This is a genomic window from Dictyobacter sp. Z7_2 (genome assembly GCF_057551105.1).
Window position 1 is genome coordinate 1683704 of sequence record NZ_BAAJPE010000001.1, and the last position, 18873, is coordinate 1702576.

Genomic DNA, 18873 nt, shown 5'->3' on the forward strand with positions numbered 1-18873 from the left:
TGTTGAGTAGCATACTAGGAAAATTTCTCAAACCATTCATCGGAGTTCCTTATAAAGATGCAATCTCTTTTAGCGAGGGGAATAGCGATGCCTGGAAATGTTTAGAAAGGTCTGTCCTGGCGGCCATCGATGGTTATCATGCCACCCTCTACGATAGCCGTTTAGAGGTGCTGGTCCCCATCCTGGACAAGATTGATCTTAGTTTGCGCGGCTTTGCCTACGAAGGTGCCGCGATGGGACTCACCGGATTAGATTGTGTGCTGCCAGGGAAACATCGTTTACAGGCCTATCTGGCGGGAGCCGGAGCTGCACACATCTATATGGTTCATATCGGAGCAGGCGAAGCTCTGGCCCGGCTGCACCGCAAACCAGAGCGCTATCTCTCAAAATTGGACCCGGTGCTGGGCTGGCTGGCTCTGGATGGATACGGATTTCATGAGGGCTTTTTTAAGCAACGCCGCTTTATCGAGGGACAAGCATATCCGAAACATCTCTCCTCCTACGGACGTCGGATCTTTGACCAGGGACTAGGGCGCGCTATCTGGTTCCTGAAAGGTGCGAATGTCGAACGGGTAATTGCAACAGTGAACACATTTCCTCCTGCTCGCCAGGGAGATCTCTGGTGCGGCGTTGGTGTCTGCTGCGCCTACGCCGGTGGCGTGGAACGTGTCGATATCGAGCGTTTGCAGCAGGCTGCGGGCCAATATACTCCCAATCTTGCTCTGGGAGCAGCAGTCGTCGCGAAAGGACGCCAGCTGGCGGCTAATCCGACAGCTCATAGCGATATGGCATGTGAGATCCTCTGCGGAACTACCAGTGCTCATGCGGCATCTTTAACGGAGCACGCATTTGAGGCTTTACCGCTCGATAATGCAGAACCGGCATATGAGATCTTACAACAACGTCTACTGGCTCAGTTTACTGTCCCCATTGAGCAGACTGTCAAGCGAAAGGAAGTCGTGTAGTGGCACTTTCATTAGGCCAGATACTCAAGCCCTTTTTTGGTGTGTCAGATAAAGAGGCGCGTTCTTTTAGTGCGGATGACCGCAAAGCAGCGCAGCGCCTGGAAACGGTGATACGTCTGGTCACCAAAGGCTGTCAGATGACGTTGCAAAATAGCAACTTTGCGGTATTGGTGCCTCGACTGAACGAAGGCGATCCTGAGCTACGTGGTTTCATTTACGAAGGTGCGGGGATCGGGCTGGCTGCACTGGACTGCTTGATGCCCTGGAAGAATCGGGTCAAAGATTTTCTGGATGGCCCTGGATCTACCTATATCTATGCAGTACCTCTGGGTGCAGGTATGGGGCTCGCCCGCTTGCGACGTAATCCCGAACGCTTTATGCGTCGCCTGGATCCCGTGCTTGGCTGGATCATCATTGACGGCTACGGCTTTCACGAAGGTTTTTTTGCTCGCAAACGCTATATCGAAAAGCAGGAGAGACCAAAACACCTTTCAGCCTATGCGCGACGTGTCTTTGACCACGGTCTCGGCCGCGCTATCTGGTTCGTCAGAAGTGCCAACGTCGAGCGCGTAGCCGCGACGATCGGCACATTTCCTGTTGAGAGACAAGCGGACCTCTGGAGCGGGATTGGTCTGGCTTGCGGCTACACGGGAGGCGTTGATCACTCCACCATTGAGGCCTTGCAAGCAACCGCCGGTTCCTACAAACATCATCTGGCACTCGGCGCTGCGATAGCAGCAAATGCGCGCCATGAGGTTGGCAATCCTTCACCTCACGCGGAGCGGGCTTGCGAAGTCTTATGGGGCCTCCCCAGCGAGAAAGTTTCTCAGATGACCGATACTGCCCGCAAAAATCTACCCGCCGATGGCGATGAACCAGCATATGAGGTCTGGCGGCAGCGTCTGGTAGCACAATCGATAGCATGTACATCAAAGCACATTAGTGGAGAAAGCTCTGTTCAATAAAAAGGAGTTATTATGTCAAATTCAGCATTGGCAATCCTCTTTTTCTTACAATTAGCGGTGATTCTGGGTACCTGTCGTCTCGTAGGTATACTGGCAAAAAAGATTGGGCAGCCTCAGGTTGTTGGTGAGATGATTGCGGGTGTCATCTTAGGACCCTCTCTTTTTGGGCTCGTATTCCCTCAAGTACAACAATATGTTTTTCCCACGGGCGTTCCGATGAGTATCCTGTATGCCTCCAGCCAGGTTGGTCTGGTATTGTATATGTTCCTGATCGGTGTCGAGTTTGACACGAATCTGATTCGTAAACGCCTGCGCAGTGCAGCCGCAGTCTCCCTTTCTGGTATTCTCACTCCTTTGCTGCTTGGAGTCTTGCTTGCATTTTTTCTGACGCGAGAGCCGGGACTCCTGTTCAGCCCACACGTTGTTACCTGGGAAGCGATGCTCTTTATGGGGGCAGCCATTGCCGTGACCGCTTTCCCCATGCTGGCACGCATCATCTTCGAACGTGGCCTGGCTGGCACGTCTCTTGGAACATTGGCCCTGGCTGCCGGCTCTATCGATGACGCTGTTTCCTGGTGCATTCTCGCCGTTGTACTCGCGATCTTCAAGCAGAATATGTTCATTGCCCTCCTGGCCGTGGGCGGCGGCATCGCCTATGCCCTGATTACTCTGCTCGTGGGCAAACCACTGCTGAGTCGTTTAGAGACCATGACGAAGAGACGCGATGGCATCAGTGGGCCAATGCTGGCTTTCGTGCTGATGCTGGTGATGCTGTGCGGCTGGATCACAGATGCTATCGGTATCTATGCCATCTTTGGTGGCTTTATTCTTGGCATCGCCATGCCGCGTGGCAACTTTGCGAAATACCTGCGCAATGCCCTGGAGCCGATTGTCACAAACTTTATGCTACCTCTCTTCTTTGTGTATTCGGGTCTGAATACACGCTTAAGTCTTGTAAATAGCTGGTTTTTATGGGGCATTACACTTCTGATCTTGCTGGCATCGATCTTTGGCAAAGGCATTGCCTGTGGGCTAGCTGCATGGCTCAACAAAGAACCCCGGCCTGAGGCGATGGCAATTGGTGCCTTGATGAATGCGCGTGGTTTGATGGAACTTATCTTGCTCAATATCGGCCTTCAGCAAGGTATCATCACCCCGACGCTCTTTACTATGCTTGTGATTATGGCGATTGTGACTACTTTGATGGCCTCACCTATCTTCGAACTGGTCTATGGACGCTATCGCGCGAAACAGGAAGCCAGCGCAATGGCAGCGGTTGCCGAAGAGAAGCTAGTCTACACAACAGCCAATGATGCTTAAAGCACGTCACGCGGGCAATCACAGAAAAGGAGGTAATACTATGTCTATCTCTGGACGCATCTTTAAATCTATCTTTCGCATCTCTGCGGAAGCCTTTGAACAGATGGCCGGCGAGCGCTATGGCTTTCAAGAAGATATGGGACAAACCTGGCTTGAGTTTAAACCTGTCGCTGAGACTCTGGTAGCTGGTTTTCATGCGGTCCTGGATGACAGCAGGTTTGGCGTACTTGTGCCGCGTCTCAATGCGTTTCCACCCGAGATACGTGGCATTGCTTATGAAGGTGCCGGGATGGGTCTCACGCTACTGGATGCGCTCCTGCCCTGGAGAAGACGCTTGCGAGCGTTTCTGGTAGGACCCGGTGCTCACTATACAGGCCTGGTCTATATAGGAGCAGGTCTGGTACTACCCAGGATGCCGAAAAAACCAGAGCCGTTCATCAAACAACTTGATCCAGTCTTTGGTTGGCTGGTACTGGATGGCTATGGATTCTATGAGGGCTTTTTCTCCAGTCAGCGCTATGTCGAGGATAAAGCTATACCAGTGCATCTTTCATCCTATGCACGCCGCGTTTTTGATCAAGGTCTAGGCCGTAGTCTCTGGTTCTCAACGGGTGCGAATGCGGATCGTATCTTCACTGCGATCGAAGCCTTTCCCGCAGGCAGACGCGCCGATCTCTGGAGCGGTATCGGTCTGGCCTGTGCATACGCGGCTGGCGTCGTGGACCACACGGCGATAGAGAAACTACAGGTGCTGGCGGGACCCCACCGAGCTCAATTGGGTGTAGGATCGGCGATGGCCTCACGCTTCCGACTACAATCGGGCCATGCAGCACCGCATACAGAGTTGGCTTGCGAGGTGTTATGGGGCAGATCCAGTGCGGCGGTTGCACATATCACAGATCTTGCCTTGCAAGAATTACCGCTGGACAGCAACACGCCAGCATATGAAATATGGCGACAACGTATTGAGGCTCAATTTATCGCTCAGACTGAGCATGCGTATAGGCAAAAGGAGGCGATTCAGTGACTGTTCTGGGAAAAGTACGCCGCTCTCTCTTTGGCATCCCCTCCGAGGAAACTGTGTTTAGCCAACCAGGGTTTGCCAAAGATGCCATCCAGCGTTTCCAACCTGTCGCCCATGGGTTAGTAGCAGGGTACCACGCCACACTCGAAGATAGTCGCGTCGATGTGCTCCTGGCACGCATGCAAGAGGTTGATATCGATCTACGTGGCTTCGCTTTTGAAGGCGTTGGTATGGGACTGGCCGCGCTGGATTGCATTACGCCCTGGAAAAATCGCGTCAATGAATTTGCCGAGGGACCAGGAGCACCTTACATTTATCCATTCTATATCGGCGTAGGTCTGGCTCTGGCCAGAATGCGCCGCAACCCTGAGCACTATTTGAAGCATCTGGACCCGGTACTCAATTGGGTGATCGTCGATGGCTACGGCTTCCACGAAGGCTTTTTTGCGTACAAACGCACGATCGAGGAACAGGTCGTCACCAAAAAGCTTTCTGCCTACGGGCGTAAAGTCTTTGATCAAGGCTTAGGCCGTGCTATCTGGTTTGCCAGTGGAGCTAACGTGGAGCAGGTAGCCAGCATTATCAGTGCCTTCCCGCCGCAACGACAAGCAGAATTGTGGAGCGGCATCGGCTGTGCCAGCGCCTACGCGGGAGGCACGGAGCGCAGCGACATCGAAGCTATCCTCACTCTGGCGCAGCCTTACCAACTTCAGCTCGCACGCGGAGCAGCCATCGCAGCCAGAGGCCGTGAACAGGCCAGCAATTTTGCAGGCCATACAGAAGTTGCATGTGAAGTTTTCTGTGGAACCTCAAGTGCAACCGCCGCCCAGATCGCGAAGCTCGCCCGGGAGGATCTCCCCATCAACAGCAGCGAGCCCGCCTACGAACTCTGGCGGCAGCGCATCCAGGCACAATTCACCAGGCAGATACAACCACTCTAATCAGAGATACTCAGAAAGGAAACGATACCTATGCCAGACGTTCTTGGAGCAACATTTAATCCCTTTGCAGAAGATCCATATCCTTTTTATGCTCGGGCCAGACAAGAGCAACCTGTCGCGTTCAATCCCGAATTGAACGTCTGGCTGATTACAGGGTATAAAGAAATTCAACAGATTCTGCTTCAGCCAGAGAAGTTCTCCTCATGCGATACGCTGACATCGCCAGCAACATTTTATCCACGCACGCTAGAGGAACTGATCCAAGGCTATCTTCCTGTGCCCATCGTGCTCAATACTGATGGCGCGGAGCATACACGCTTGCGTTTACCTTTAATGAAAGCCTTCGCGCCTGCACGCATCAGAGCGATCGAACCCTTCATTCGCTCTGTGGCTACCTCCCTGATAGATGCCTTTATCGATGATCAGCGGACAGAGATTATCAGCCAGTTCGCCTATCCGCTGGCACTGGAAGTAGTCCTGACGCTACTGGGTATTCCTCGCCATGATCTGGCCCGGACACGTCAATGGAGTCATGACTGGTTAATGCTTATGTCCGTGCAGTTGGAAGAAGAACAACAAGTAGCGTGTGCACGTAGTACAGTAGCCTTTCAGCATTACCTGGCGTCGATGATTGCAGAGCGTCGGGAAACGCCGCAGAACGACCTGATCAGCGTCCTACTCAATGCAGATGCAGACGAACAGCAACCACTCACAGAGACCGAGTTGGTACTCACGCTACAAGGACTCATCCTGGCTGGCCACGAGAGCACCACGAATATGATTGGTTCTGGTTTGTTACTCTTACTTGAAAATCCCGCACGTTGGCAAACGCTCTGTGCTCATCCCGAATATATTCCTCTCACGGTTGAAGAGATCTTACGCTTTGATGCCCCAATCCAGATGTTTGCCCGGACCACAACCTGTGAGGTTAGTGTGGGAGAGATCACGCTACCAGAAGACGCTTCGCTGCTCCTCCTTTATGGGTCAGGGAATCGCGATGAGGAGGTTTTTGACAACGCAGATCAGTTTCAGCTGCAACGAGCCACGAATCATCATCTGGCCTTCGGGCATGGCGTGCATTTCTGTGTAGGAGCGGCTCTCGCACGTCTTGAAGGACGAATCGCATTTGAGATCCTGTGTCAGAGGCTCCCCCATCTGTCGCTGGTTCCCGGACAGGAACTGACACATATTCCAACACTCTTATTCCGAGGCTATGAACACCTTGAGGTGGAGTGGTCATAAGATACGTCCTGGCGCTTGACTACTTGAAGTAGGTAGATACACCTGTACGAAGGTCCATTTTACTTGATTGGTATGTATCAGAGAGAAAGGGTTTTCACTATGTATGATGCGATTATTATTGGTGCACGTGTCGCGGGTGCACCGACCGCAATGTTACTTGCTCGCCAGGGTTATCGGGTCTTACTGGTAGATAAAGCTAAATTTCCCAGCTCAACACTTTCAACTCACATGATTTCTGTTGGTGGCTGTGCTCAGTTACGACGCTGGGGATTGATAGATCAAGTTGCGGCTACCAATTGTCCCCCGGTCAAAAATATTATCCTTGACCTCTCGTTCGAAACATTCGGCTCTTTCACCCTCACTGGTTTTCCACCGCCAGTTGATAACGGTTTTGCGGCTATTTATGCCCCCAAGCGTAATGTGCTTGATAAAATTCTGACCGAGGCCGCCGTAGAGGCAGGAGCTGAATTGCGCGAGAATTTCCTGGTGAAGGAGATTCTGATGGATGGCGAACAGGTCACTGGTATTCGTGGACAAACTTCTGATGGTGAAATGGTTACTGAGCAAGCACGGATCGTGGTCGGTGCTGATGGAATGCGTTCAATCGTGGCACAGACAGTGAACGCTCCAAAATATGCGACCTCTCCAGCTGGCACCTGTGGTTACTACACGTATTGGAGTGGAGTGCCTATAGATAGCCTGGAGTTCTATACGCGACCTGGACGCACTATCGTTGCCTTTCCTACCAACGATCAGCAGGCAGCTATTTTCGTCGAGTGGAGAAACGATGAGTTCCATACCTTTAGAGCCAATCTGGAAAAAAACTTTGTGGGAACACTGGCCGAAATCGCTCCTGATCTGGCAAGCCGTGTCAATGCAGGGAAACGTGAAGACCGCTTTATGGGGACCGCCGAATTACCAAACTTCTTCCGCAAGCCATATGGCTCCGGCTGGGCACTGGTAGGAGATGCAGGTTGCCACAAGGACCCCATTACCGCACAGGGTATAACCGACGCTTTTCGCGATTCAGAGTTGCTGGCTCAGTCGATTGATGCGGGATTATCTGGTAGACAGCCACTTGTGGAGGCGCTGGCTGACTACGAGTTGCGACGCAACGAAGCTCTGATGCCACTCTACGAGTTTATCTGCGACCGTGCCACTCTGGCACCATTCCCGATGGAATTTCAGCAAGTGTTAGCAGCCCTGCGTGGAAATCAGGACGGCATCAATCGCTTTTTCGGTGTCATACAAAATACGATTCCTTTCAAAGAGTTTTTTACACCCGAGAATCTCTTACAAATCTTGAATGGTCCCAATATGGAGACAACCGCAACACACTGACAAGAATGAAGAGTAACGATCATCGATGATCAAATGCTGAGATACGTATACAAAAGCGCATGGGGTCATTTATCTCACAGAGTGAAACGTATGCACTCTGCCAGGAAAGGACATGTACCTGATGTTTCAAAGAGAAATAGAGCAAATCAACATAGCAGGAAAACCTCAGATTACAAGTTTTACGGTTGAGCATGTTGTTGTGCCATCTAACCACACCTATCGAGAAGTTACGAGTGCATTGGAGGCTCGGCTCGGACCGCCAGCCGACTGGGAGATCCTTCCTCAACAACTGGCCGCTCGTAACCTCTCCTGGGAGGAGGTGATAGAGTTTACCCTACCTTTGATCGGGACAAGTGGTTTTACCACTTTTGTCAAGATGGATCAAGGCAGCTTGCTCTCTCTCACTGGAAAAACCAAGCGGATTGCTCAATACTCGATTGGCAATCACATGCTAGGCGTCCAGATGATTGAAGACATACCAGAGGTTGGCTTATACGCTCCACCGAGACTGCTCATCTATGAAGATTATAACGGGCAGGCCTTCGTTGCCTACGATCGCATCACCTCGCTCGTCAGCCAGTATCACAATGAACAAGTAACGAGCATTGCACAACTTGTCGACTATCGGCTGGACGAACTCGCCAGTGCGATCACCGGAAGCAATTTCTAAGTACTAAAAGAGCGGGCAAAGGAGGTAGATCGTACTATGCCCATCACACCTCATCTCGAAGTCCCAGCGATGAAGAAGCGAATCTCGGGTTGGCTTACCCCCAGCGAATTTGCGATCCTGGAGGCGATCTGTGATACCTTGCTTCCCTCACTTGATCCTCCCGCAGGAAGCGCAGAGGCCGTCGCGGCTTACTACCAGCGCAGTGCTCGTGATCTACACGTTGCACAACGTATCGCAGAAAAGCTGGGCCAGCAAAGCCAAGAAACACAGGCAGATATTCGGCTCTTCTTAAGCTTATTCTCGGCGCCACCGGTAGGCTTCTTATTAGCGAGAAGTGCTCATGCCTTTGTCAACCTCTCACAGGAAAAGCGTGAGCAATACCTGCTGTCCCTGGCGAATAGTCCACTGGGGCCATTCCGTCAGGGCTATCAGGGATTAAAGCGCCTCGCTGGCCTGATCTACTTCTCCTCGCTTGATGAACAAGGCAGCAATCCCAATTGGGCGGTGCTAGATTATATCCGCCCCGAACTACCACGACCCGAGCAGCCAGCTCCCATTGTACCATTATCAATTACGCAGAAGACCACTCTGGAAGCAGATGTCGTCATCGTCGGCTCCGGCGCGGGTGGCGGAGTTGTCGCAGGCGAACTTGCCAGAGCAGGCAAGAGCGTCATCGTGCTGGAGAAAGGAGGTTACAATCATGAAGGGAACTTTACCTCGCAAGAAGAGCAGTCTATGTCCGAACTCTTCTTAAAGAACGGAGCGCTCTCGACAAAAGATCTGGGACTGATCATGATGGCAGGAAGTACCCTGGGTGGTGGTACGGTTGTCAATTGGATGACTTCGTTCCGTGCGCCTGACGACATTCTAGCTGAATGGGACCAATCTTCGGGACTGAAAGATTGCTTTACTGGTTCAGCTTTGCAGCAGAGCTTTTCGGCTGTAGAGCAGCGCATTAATGTCAGTGAGCAGCAGAGCCAGCACAACAGACAAAATCAACTGCTGTTTGATGGAGCCACGGCGCTTGGTTATCACGCAGGAGCAGTAAAGCGCAATGCGATTGGCTGTGAGCAGCGCTGTGGCACTTGTAATTTTGGTTGTCGCTATGGATGTAGCCAATCCACTATGAAGACCTACTTACAGGATGCCTATGATCACAACGCCCGTATTATCGTCAATGGCAGCGCCGAAAAGGTACTCATTGAACATGGCAAAGCGGTTGGAGTTAGCGCCATTGTGCATAATACGCAGATGGATACAACTCATATTGTAACTATTCGCGCAGGAATGGTCGTACTTGCAGCAGGCGCATTACACACGCCGCTGCTCTTACTACGTTCAGGTGTTGAGAACAGTCATATAGGGAAGCATCTACACCTGCATCCCACCGCCATTAGCGTCGGAGCCTATCGAGAGAAGGTCTACGCCTGGCAAGGAGTACTACAATCAGCATATTCAAAGCAGTTTGCACGCCTGAACGGAAACTATGGCTACACACTGGAGGTAGCTCCTACCCATCCCGGGCTGTTCGGTCTGGCGACGCCATGGTATTCTGCGCGTACATACCGTGAGGAGATGACAGGCATTGCCCATCTGGCCTCAATCATTGTCTTAACACGCGACCGAGGCGAAGGCACCGTCAACATGGATCATGCGGGAGAGCCTATTGTGAACTATCGCGTTTCAGCCTATGATCGCAAGCATCTCCTGCACGGCCTGCGTCAGGGAGCGCGTATCCATCTTGCAGCCGGCGCAGAAAGAGTTATTTCCTTACAAAACAAGCCTACTGATTTGAAACGTTCAGAGAACGAGGTCACGCAGGAGCAACGTCTACATGCCTTTGATCAACAGGTGAAAAGCCGTGGCCTGACCGCTAACCGCATCGTAATGTTCTCTGCCCACCAGATGGGAACCTGCCGCATGGGGGCAGATCCCAACACGTCTGTCACAGACAGTCACAATCAGGTCCATGGCATCAAGGGCCTCTTTGTCTGCGATAGTAGCATTTTCCCATCAGCATCAGGAGTGAATCCCATGTTATCAATCATGGCTCTTGCTCATCAAGCAAGCCAATATATGAAAACAGAGTTTTAACGACACATACCCATACCATATGTATTTATCATACATATTGGTTTACGGTAGCATCTTTTTCAACGTTTCGTGTCTCAAAAAGGAGGTCACTATCATGACAGTTGCCGAGCTTTTCATATCTATGCCAGAGAGATTTAATGCCGCCGCCGCAGGCGATATCACTAAAACGATTCAATGGAATATCACTGGAGACGAAGCAAGCGTCTGGGCTTTTCAAATTGCCAATGGAGTGGGTAAGCTCATACCAGGAGGCGTTGAAAAACCTGACACGACCTTTACTACCAGCGGAAAAGATTGGATCGCTATCGCAGAAGGCAGAATGGACTCCATGAAAGCATTTATGACCGGTAAACTCAAAGTAACAGGTGACATGATGCTTGCCATGAAAGTTCCACAGTTCTTCCCCATCGAACAATCCACGAAATAAAAGACCTGGACCTGGGCGCTAGAGATATTTTTATTATGACAAGATAACGAAAGAGGGCGATTCGCATATCGCCCTCTTTCCGCTATTTTGCTTCTGCTATAACTCTATTTATTCTTGTATCAGTATTGTGATATGATCTATGTAGAATGTGATTGTCCAGGGATGTTCATGGCTTAATATAAGGACTGGAAACTGATATTGGATATTAAATCGTCGATTTAGTCTCCGGCAGTGTAGGCGTCATTGTATGGTCTGAATTCATTTACCTGTCAAAGGGAAAGTATTATGGATGAGAATATTCAAAACGGTGAAAAGATACAGCCAACACCGCAGGCCCTCTACCCTGTCCAATTTTCGGTCGATTATCCGGATAGGCCGCTCAACCGAGTAACGACATTCTTTCGCATCTTTACCGTGCTTCCTATCTTGATTGTATTTGGAGCAGTATCTGGAGGAAGCGGGCAATTGTCGGCGTCAGATGGTCGAAGTATCACAATTGCAGTTGGTACCGGTGGCCTGCTCTTCCTGGCTCCTCTCTTAACGATCCTCTTTCGAGGGAAGTATCCACGATGGTGGTTTGATTGGAATCTTGAGTTGCAAAGGTTCGCCAACCGGGTCAGCGTCTACTTATTGTTGATGGACGACCGTTATCCATCCACAACCGATCAACAGTCCGTGCACCTGGACTATCCCTATCCCGACGTAGCACGTGATCTTAATCGGTGGCTGCCACTGGTGAAATGGATTCTTGTTATTCCTCATATTGTTGTACTCGTATTCCTGAATATTGCGACCTTCATCGTAGTAATCATCGTCTGGTTTGCAATTCTGTTTACTGGACACTATCCCAGGCAGCTCTTCAATTTCGTAGAGGGAGTTATCCGTTGGCATAATAGAGTCGTTGCCTACGCCATTATGCTGGTGACCGATCAGTATCCACCATTCCGATTGGGAACATAGAGCAGGAAATCACCTTTCTCGCAGCTGAGCTATTGGACAGCTAAAACGTGGTGATGTACACTTTTTCCCTCATTCCAACGTGTCAGGATTTGATAGTGTTATCTACAATCACAAATTTCTGGCAACACCAGGAGGGGGTTCAACAATGGTTCAGATAGGTTGGAAAGCAGGTCCGGAACAATATAATCCGACCGAGCTTTTGAAATATAGTGTCAGTGCGGATAAAGCAGGGTTCGATCTCCTGGACGTAAGCGACCATTTTCATCCCTGGAGCGAAGACGGTCATGCCCCTTTTACCTGGACATGGTTGGGGGCAGCCGCCGTGCAAACCAATAACATTCAACTGGGTACAGGGGTCACCAGCCCAATTGTGAGATATCATCCATCCATCATCGCCCAGGCAGCGGCGACCGTTTCGCATTTTGCTCCCAAGCGAACGTATCTGGGACTGGGCACGGGCGAAGCGTTGAATGACTATGCAGCGACTGGCGAATGGCCCGAATATGCAACACGCCAGGAACGACTGGCCGAAGCAATTACGCTGATACGACAGCTCTGGACAGGAAAAGATGTCTCCTTCGATGGGAAATATTATCAGACACGCAAAGCTCGTCTCTTCACACCGCCAACTTCAAACATTCCCATTTACATTTCTGCCCTCGTCCCCCATAGCGCAACCTTTGCCGGTACCTATGGCGATGGTCTCTTCAGTGTCGGCGGCAAAGAGCCAGAGATCTACAAACCACTGCTGCAAAACTTCGAGCAGGCTGCTCGTGAAGCGGGAAAAGATCCATCGCAGATGCCTCGCCTGATCGAGATCAACGTTGCCTATAAAACCGATATCGATGCAGCTATCCAGGAGCAGCTTAAATACTGGGCCAGCACCTATGTCCCGGCTCTCTTCGATCAAAAAATCTACTCACCCGCAATGGCGGCTGAGAATGGGGCCGTCATCGGACCAGATACGGTCAAGAAAACAGGCTGCTTCTCCAATGATGCCGATGAGCACATCCAGTTTGTGCAGGAGTATATCGACCTGGGCTTCGATACCATCATCGTTCACTCCCCGGGACCGGATCAGCATGGCTTTATCGAAAGCTATGCACAGGATATCCTCCCCAGAATTCGTAAAACTCAACGTCAGACTACTGGTGCAGGAAGCAGGTAACCTGTTTCCAAACAAATATTGATAGAAAGAGAGCCTCTTCTCCTTGCAAGGAGAAGAGGCATTTGAATTGCATACAGAAACTTTAACTTCTGTATACAACCTCAGTCTCATTTTAGGCGTAATTATGTAGTAAAAGGCATAGATATAAAAAGGAAGGAACCATCATGTCACAACAATATGAAGAAGTTCGTCAGGATCAATCCACCACCTATGATACACAGTATGACAGACAATTTCAGAACAATAGTGAGCAAAAACTCTCCTCCCAAAATCCGACAGCCGGTCAAAGATTGGCACTTGCAATTGCCTCGTTATTTCTTATGTTAGTTATGTCAATTATCGCGATAGCCCTACTTGTAAGTAGCCCGAATTTCTATCTGAATGGTTTTTTAGTAGCTCTTCTATATACGATTCTTGTTCTGTGCTTTTTGGTGACTGTTGCCATTAATATAATATTTAATCGTATCCATTCAATAACCTGGGGACAACATTAATGATGCTTCCCGAAAAAGCTGGGACTCTGAAGAGAATCAAGAGGCAATGTGCCGCTCCTTTAAAATAAAAGGAGCGGTACGCAGAAAGACTAGACATACAAACTAGATCACGCCTTCACAAGACGCAGCGTCACAATCGCATAGGGCTTCACCGAGAAGGAGACCTGATTGCCCTGGGCTGGCAACTGCTCTTCGTTGTGCTCAAGCAGATTGGTATGCCAGACTTCCGCTAACTCAAAGCCGGTAGTCAGAGTCACCTGACCGCGACGACGCTGGCTTTCGTACAGGCGCACGATAATTCCATTGCCATCCTCGGCCCGCTTGATCGTCTCGATGACGATGTTGGGCTGCTCCGCAAAGACCAATGAGTTCAGTTGGGTCGAGGACTCGCTACGTTGGCTGTCAGTAGTAGCGGCGTCGACCGTATGGACAAGTAAGGGATCATTCAAGGAGTAAGCAGCAGCGATCGTCGACTCATTCCAATTTCCGGCATGCGGGAAGAGACTATAGGTAAACGTATGCTCTCCCTGATCTGCTTGAGGATCAGGCATCGTGGGACTGCGTAACAGACTGACGCGTATAACGTTGTCATGGACATCGTGTCCATATTTACCGTTGTTGAGCAAGCTGACACCGTAGCCGCCTTCGCTCAGATCGATCCATTTTTGCGCGCACGTTTCAAATCTAGCCCAGTCCCAAGATGTGTTGCGATGGGTTGGACGTTGGACGTTGCCCCATTGGATCTCATAGGTGGCTGCTGGACTCAGGATGTCTACAGGAAAGGCGGCTTTCAGGAAGATATGTCGTTCGCGCCAATCGATATGCGTTTCGATATCGAGGCGTGGACTATTATATCCCAGTGAGATGCGCTGCTGGTAGCTGCTATGCAGAATACGGCGCTCAATCAGCAAGGTGGCGCGCAATGGACCGGACTCTACAACCTGTACCGATATTGCGGGATCAGCCAGCCACATCCGATCGTCATAAAAGATATCGACATCCCAGGCATCCCAGTTCTTGGGACGATCTTCGAAAGCTTGAAACTGATTGCCAAGCGTGTCAGGGGCAAGCACTTCGCGTTGCTCAAGCTTATCAAAGATGCGCGTGATATCGCCATCCGTATTCAACTCGATACGGACATAGCGATTCTCAAGCAGCGTCTCTGTGGCTGTCAGTTCTGCTTCTAAGGCAGCGGTCTCGCCAACCACGATGCGCAATGGAGTGATACTCAATGGCGCGAGGGGGCCTGCGGCGATCCAATTGCCATCCTCTCCTGACTGCACATACACCGGCTCATGTGTCTGAGCGTTTTCCAGATGATGTCCTGATGGCAATGGATCAGGCCAGAAAGCGAGATCATCCTGCTCAAACGATGTCGCGTTGGCGATCAGTACGTCGCCCTGATAGTGATGCGCGATGGTCTCCAGCGCAGCCTGACTAACTTCCTGGGCCAGCGAGGAGATCTCTGCATATTGCTGCTGCGAATCCTTGTAGACGGTGTTGATGCTACTGCCGGGAATGATGTCGTGGAATTGGTTGAGACAGACCAGTTCCCAGGCACGTCCCAGGGCTTCATCAGGATAGGTATATGGGGCATCAAGCAGCGAGGCAAGGACGGCCAGGTATTCAGCATTATGGAGCAGAAACTCGCTGGCACGATTGGCACGCTTGTTGCGTCCCTGTGTCGTATAGGTACCACGATGCAGTTCAAGGTAGAGCTCACCATTCCAGGTCGGGAGAACCTCACCAAAATTCTCATCCAGTTCCTTGAAGAAGTCGCCCACTTTCTGCTGATGAATCTGAGGCATCGCGGGGAGCGCATCCATCAGTTCGATATTCTCCAGCATTTCACGCGTGGGGCCACCACCGCCATCACCAAAGCCATAGGCCATCAGCAAGGGAGGCACCACCGAGCCATGTCCGAGATCCTTTTGACGAAAGTTGGTCCAGGTTCCCAATAGCTGCTGCGGGGTCGCATTGGCATTGTAGGTGCTGGCATGTTCACCCTCATCGGGGGTCGTGCTGAAATGCGTCAGGACGCGTGTGCCATCGATCCCCTGCCACCAGAAACTATCGTAGGGCAGACGATTATACTGGCTCCAGCCGATCTTAATCGTGAAGAAATATTCCATTCCAGCCTGCTTGATCAGTTGAGGAAGCGCCCAGGCATAGCCAAAGACATCTGGCAACCAGAGCACAGGAGTCTCGACGCCTGCACCAAAGTGCTTCTCAAAGAATGAGCGACCAAGCAAAAACTGACGGGCCAACGATTCTGGACCGCTCAGATTACAATCGGCCTCCACCCACATGCCACCAATCGTCTCCCACCGACCTTCCGCCACCCGCTGCTTGATAGCATCAAACAGCTCGGGATAATCCTGACGAACATAATCATAGAGCTGCGGCTGACTCTGCGTAAAGCGATACGTGGGAAACTGCTCCATCAGACGAATGACGGTATGGAAGGAACGTCCAGCCTTACGGCGCGTCTGCGCCAGAGTCCAGAGCCAGGCCACATCGATATGAGCATGTCCCGTTGCTCCCACATGCACATCCAGAGGCGCTCCAGCCAGAGCCAGACCTTCCTGTAACACTGCGTAAGCAGGTGCAACGCTATCATAGAATGCCTCGCCGAAAGGTTCGCGCGTATCGAGAATCTTAAAAGCCGTGTCAAGTGCGTACAAGAGCTTGCCACGCGCAGGAACATTCTCATCCAGGACCTTCGCCGAGCCCAGCAGAACACGTACCAGATTCACCAGATCACGTGTCGGCTGATCCAGTTGGACCACCTCACACTGGCGCATCAGCAAATTGAGCACGGTAGGGGGCGTAGACGCATGCGTAAACTCTCCCGCATCGGCATCATCAGGAAAGCTCAGGAGATCAGCCATGCGACTATCGCCCAGGCCGGTCCAGCCATGCAGAGAGAGCGTATGTGTGGCACCATCCTGCCAATCCGTCCGCAGCAGAACCTCCTGATGATTCCGATCGGTGGCCGCGTAGGCTACGCCATCAATATAGATGAGGGCCTCAGGATGGCTGAAGTCTCCAGGCTCACCCAGCGGAAGGTATAAAGCGATCTGAAGATCACGCGACCAATCCTCAGGGATAGTAAAATTACTGCGTAACACAAAATCCGTATACGATGGTCCCCAATAGCTGAGCGGCTCAATCACCGTCCAATCGCCATCGGAGACATCAGTGCCAATCGGCGGCTGTACATCGGGGCCGGCAAGCTCTCGATAACGAAAGGGCGTGATGGCCTGCCGATGACGATAGATCAGAGGCTCAATCAACTTTAAACGCTGCTCAATTTTTGGTATCGTCCAACGGATAGAATGAATCATGAATCATCAACTCCTCAAATCACTGCAACATAGCGGCAAGCACCAGGCTAGCCTTTAAGACCACCACTCACACCTTTAACAAAGAAGCGCGAAACCAGTGTATAAAGCAAAATGGCAGGTAAGGCATAGAGTAAAGCAAAAGCGGCCAACTGTCCATAGTTTACCTGTCCATAGGCACCAAAGAAGGTGTAGATGCTCACCGAGGCGGGCAGCAGATTCTGACTCTGGAGGATGATCAGCGGCACAAAGAAATTTGTCCACGCGCCCAGGAAGCTCCATACACCCACGACGGCAATGCCTGGAGCGGCCAGAGGCATAATAATATAGCGCAAGGTGGACAGAGTCGAAGCGCCATCGATCCAGGCCGCCTCCTCCATCTCAACCGGGACGCCATCGAGGAAGTTCTTCATCAGCCAGGTACAGAAAGGAAGCGCGCTGGCGACAAAGAACAGGACGCAGCCCAGTAAAGTATCCTGTAGATTCAGCGCCACGTACATCGCATAAAGCGGCGTGACCAGAGCAAGTACCGGAAGCGCACTGGCAAACAAAATGAAGTACATCAGCCACTTTTTGAAACGGAACTGATATCTTGAGAGCGGATACGCCGCCAATCCGGATAGAACGATCACCAGCACCATCGTCGAGACGGCCAGGATCAGACTATTTGTGAAAGGCGAGACCACGGTCCCATTGCCGATAATGGTCGTAAAGTTGGTCAGGCTCGGATTGCTGGGCAGCGTGAGCGCCAGGGTGGCAGCGGGATTAATGCTCGCGAACACGGGCCAGAGCAGCGGGACCAGAAAGAAGATCCCCAGCGCAACCAGGATAATATAGATTGGCGTAGCAGTCAATGCACGACGCAGAGTCATAGGTTTCCTCCTACTGAGATTACAATTCTATACGCAAAAGGCGGATATAGATGAGTGAAAGGATTGCTCCCACTGCAATAATCAACAACGCAATCGCGCTACCATAGCCAATCTGATAGAATTGGAACGCCTGACGATATTGATAAATAGTCATCAATTCGGTGTTCGAATTACTGCCACCTGTCAAAATGAAGACCAGCGTGAAGTCAGATAATGTCGAGAGCGTGATCAGCAAGAGGTCTGTGGCGATAGTTCCTTTGAGGAGCGGCAGGATCACTGACCATAAGCGTCTCCAGACGCCGGCCCCATCAACAGAAGCCGCCTCAATCAATTCATCGGGAATACTCTCTAATCCTGAGGCATAGAGCATCATCGAGAACGCGGTACCACGCCAGATATTCGCAATGATAACCATCAATGTAGGAACTTCTTGCAACCAGGCGTGCTGCGGCGCGCCAATCAGATTCATGATGATGTTCAGCGTGCCAGGAGCCAGGACACTTTGTGGTCCACCAGCCAGAAAGGTACTCCACAGGAAGCCGGCGACCACGTCAGGGATCACCCAGGCGACCACGATGATACCACCAAGCACGGATTTAAAAATACGGTTACGCTTACGCATCATCAGGGCCAGCAGCAATCCCAGTACCGCCTGCCCGATCAGAGCAGAAAAGACCAGATAGGTCAGAGAGACACGCAGTGCATTAAGAAACTCACCATCATGGAAGACCTGCACAAAATTTTGTAAGCCGACCCATTGCGGAGTGGCGGCTCCCGCGCCCGTTAACGACATATTTGTCAGAGAGATATAGATGGACCACAGGGCCGGGCCAATCATGAAGACAAAAGTTACGATCACGGCAGGAGCTAAAAACAAGAGGCCAACGCGCACATGCTTATTTTGTCGTGTCTGCTGAGGTTTGATTTTGCGCTTCGCCGGGGTGGCTGATTCCACAGCGACAGCTTGAGCGTTTGTCGTTTGCATAGTATCCTCTCTTCTTTCTTCTCACATGCATTGAATAGATGCAGCAATCTCTAGAAACAAA

General features: G+C 51.2%; 16 protein-coding genes. 13 read left to right on the forward strand and 3 right to left on the reverse strand.

The genetic code is table 11. The features are described 5' to 3' along the window. The first annotated feature begins 2 nt into the window (after positions 1-2). The 13 genes from AC27N8_RS06505 (at position 3) to AC27N8_RS06565 (ending at position 13611) form a co-directional block, all read left to right on the forward strand. Positions 3-965 carry a DUF1702 family protein gene (locus AC27N8_RS06505; protein WP_487065150.1) on the forward strand — a complete coding sequence of 321 codons (963 nt, stop codon included), beginning with the start codon at positions 3-5 and terminating at the stop codon, positions 963-965. Further along, complete coding sequence (locus AC27N8_RS06510; protein ID WP_487065152.1) at positions 965-1930, forward strand: DUF1702 family protein; 966 nt, start codon at positions 965-967, stop codon at positions 1928-1930. The genes AC27N8_RS06505 and AC27N8_RS06510 overlap by 1 nt, the downstream gene beginning before the upstream one ends. 12 nt (positions 1931-1942) lie before the next feature. Next, complete coding sequence (locus AC27N8_RS06515; protein WP_487065154.1) at positions 1943-3250, forward strand: cation:proton antiporter domain-containing protein; 1308 nt, start codon at positions 1943-1945, stop codon at positions 3248-3250. A 40-nt stretch (positions 3251-3290) separates the two neighbouring features. Next, positions 3291-4277, forward strand: a complete 987-nt coding sequence (locus AC27N8_RS06520) for a DUF1702 family protein (protein WP_487065156.1) — start codon at positions 3291-3293, stop codon at positions 4275-4277. Then, positions 4274-5215, forward strand: coding sequence for a DUF1702 family protein (locus tag AC27N8_RS06525; RefSeq protein ID WP_487065158.1), 942 nt, complete (start codon positions 4274-4276; stop codon positions 5213-5215). Before AC27N8_RS06520 ends, AC27N8_RS06525 begins: the two co-directional genes overlap by 4 nt. A gap of 30 nt (positions 5216-5245) precedes the next feature. Next, positions 5246-6457 carry a cytochrome P450 gene (locus tag AC27N8_RS06530; RefSeq protein ID WP_487065160.1) on the forward strand — a complete coding sequence of 404 codons (1212 nt, stop codon included), beginning with the start codon at positions 5246-5248 and terminating at the stop codon, positions 6455-6457. 99 nt (positions 6458-6556) lie between these two features. Next, positions 6557-7798 (forward strand): NAD(P)/FAD-dependent oxidoreductase, encoded by a 1242-nt coding sequence (locus tag AC27N8_RS06535; RefSeq protein WP_487065162.1) that lies wholly within the window; start codon positions 6557-6559, stop codon positions 7796-7798. Positions 7799-7919: 121 nt separating this feature from the next. Further along, entirely contained in the window at positions 7920-8468 is a 549-nt protein-coding gene (locus tag AC27N8_RS06540; RefSeq protein ID WP_487065164.1) for a DUF302 domain-containing protein, read from the forward strand. A gap of 36 nt (positions 8469-8504) precedes the next feature. Next, a complete protein-coding gene (locus AC27N8_RS06545; protein WP_487065166.1) occupies positions 8505-10562 on the forward strand; it encodes a GMC family oxidoreductase N-terminal domain-containing protein in 2058 nt (685 codons plus the stop codon). Positions 10563-10656: 94 nt separating this feature from the next. Then, positions 10657-10989 carry an SCP2 sterol-binding domain-containing protein gene (locus AC27N8_RS06550; RefSeq protein WP_487065168.1) on the forward strand — a complete coding sequence of 111 codons (333 nt, stop codon included), beginning with the start codon at positions 10657-10659 and terminating at the stop codon, positions 10987-10989. Between the two features lie 285 nt (positions 10990-11274). Next, on the forward strand, positions 11275-11949 hold the full coding sequence (locus AC27N8_RS06555; protein ID WP_487065170.1) for a DUF4389 domain-containing protein: 675 nt from the start codon (positions 11275-11277) through the stop codon (positions 11947-11949). Positions 11950-12094: 145 nt separating this feature from the next. Next, the gene (locus AC27N8_RS06560; RefSeq protein WP_487065172.1) at positions 12095-13117 is read left to right on the forward strand and encodes a TIGR03557 family F420-dependent LLM class oxidoreductase; all 1023 of its coding nucleotides are present in this window, start codon (positions 12095-12097) and stop codon (positions 13115-13117) included. A gap of 164 nt (positions 13118-13281) precedes the next feature. Next, on the forward strand, positions 13282-13611 hold the full coding sequence (locus AC27N8_RS06565; protein ID WP_487065174.1) for a hypothetical protein: 330 nt from the start codon (positions 13282-13284) through the stop codon (positions 13609-13611). Positions 13612-13718: 107 nt separating this feature from the next. Here the strand turns inward: AC27N8_RS06565 and AC27N8_RS06570 are convergent, their stop codons facing one another. The 3 genes from AC27N8_RS06570 to AC27N8_RS06580 are packed head-to-tail and all read right to left on the reverse strand — an operon-like array spanning position 13719 to position 18812. Beyond that, a complete protein-coding gene (locus AC27N8_RS06570; protein ID WP_487065176.1) occupies positions 13719-16958 on the reverse strand; it encodes an alpha-mannosidase in 3240 nt (1079 codons plus the stop codon). Between the two features lie 47 nt (positions 16959-17005). Further along, positions 17006-17827: a carbohydrate ABC transporter permease gene (locus AC27N8_RS06575; RefSeq protein ID WP_487065178.1), complete on the reverse strand. Its 822-nt coding sequence runs from the start codon at positions 17825-17827 to the stop codon at positions 17006-17008. Between the two features lie 19 nt (positions 17828-17846). After that, positions 17847-18812: a carbohydrate ABC transporter permease gene (locus AC27N8_RS06580; protein ID WP_487065180.1), complete on the reverse strand. Its 966-nt coding sequence runs from the start codon at positions 18810-18812 to the stop codon at positions 17847-17849. Positions 18813-18873: the final 61 nt, after the last annotated feature.

Coding starts and splice junctions, on each gene's coding strand:
- AC27N8_RS06515 (WP_487065154.1), top strand. CDS start 1,943: ATGTCAAATTCAGCATTGGCAATCCTCTTTTTCTTACAATTAGCGGTG.
- AC27N8_RS06520 (WP_487065156.1), top strand. CDS start 3,291: ATGTCTATCTCTGGACGCATCTTTAAATCTATCTTTCGCATCTCTGCG.
- AC27N8_RS06530 (WP_487065160.1), top strand. CDS start 5,246: ATGCCAGACGTTCTTGGAGCAACATTTAATCCCTTTGCAGAAGATCCA.
- AC27N8_RS06535 (WP_487065162.1), top strand. CDS start 6,557: ATGTATGATGCGATTATTATTGGTGCACGTGTCGCGGGTGCACCGACC.
- AC27N8_RS06540 (WP_487065164.1), top strand. CDS start 7,920: ATGTTTCAAAGAGAAATAGAGCAAATCAACATAGCAGGAAAACCTCAG.
- AC27N8_RS06545 (WP_487065166.1), top strand. CDS start 8,505: ATGCCCATCACACCTCATCTCGAAGTCCCAGCGATGAAGAAGCGAATC.
- AC27N8_RS06550 (WP_487065168.1), top strand. CDS start 10,657: ATGACAGTTGCCGAGCTTTTCATATCTATGCCAGAGAGATTTAATGCC.
- AC27N8_RS06555 (WP_487065170.1), top strand. CDS start 11,275: ATGGATGAGAATATTCAAAACGGTGAAAAGATACAGCCAACACCGCAG.
- AC27N8_RS06560 (WP_487065172.1), top strand. CDS start 12,095: ATGGTTCAGATAGGTTGGAAAGCAGGTCCGGAACAATATAATCCGACC.
- AC27N8_RS06565 (WP_487065174.1), top strand. CDS start 13,282: ATGTCACAACAATATGAAGAAGTTCGTCAGGATCAATCCACCACCTAT.
- AC27N8_RS06570 (WP_487065176.1), bottom strand. CDS start 16,958: ATGATTCATTCTATCCGTTGGACGATACCAAAAATTGAGCAGCGTTTA.
- AC27N8_RS06575 (WP_487065178.1), bottom strand. CDS start 17,827: ATGACTCTGCGTCGTGCATTGACTGCTACGCCAATCTATATTATCCTG.
- AC27N8_RS06580 (WP_487065180.1), bottom strand. CDS start 18,812: ATGCAAACGACAAACGCTCAAGCTGTCGCTGTGGAATCAGCCACCCCG.